This is a genomic window from Paenibacillus sp. EKM301P (assembly GCF_011800295.1).
Classification (GTDB): domain Bacteria; phylum Bacillota; class Bacilli; order Paenibacillales; family Paenibacillaceae; genus Paenibacillus; species Paenibacillus polymyxa.
The window spans coordinates 1-209 of the sequence record NZ_JAALFM010000187.1 but is presented as its reverse complement, the minus strand read 5'-3'; the positions used below and the strand labels follow the sequence as shown (position 1 = coordinate 209).

General features: G+C 66.0%; 1 protein-coding gene. It reads left to right on the top strand.

Annotated elements, in window-relative coordinates; translation table 11 throughout:
- On the top strand, positions 1-209 hold a 209-nt coding region (locus HFD99_RS25475; protein ID WP_167441130.1), incomplete at both ends, for an AMP-binding protein.

Sequence of the window (209 nt, the reverse complement as noted above, 5' to 3'; positions counted from 1 at the left end):
GAAGAGAAGTTCGTAGACAGCCCGTTCGCCGCGGGCGAGCGGCTGTACCGCACGGGAGACTTGGCGCGGTGGATGGAGGACGGGAACGTGGACTTCATCGGCCGGATCGACAACCAGGCGAAAATCCGGGGGTACCGGATCGAGACGGGCGAGATCGAGTCGCAGCTGCTGCGGGTGGAAGGCGTGCGCGAAGCGGTGGTGCTGGTTCG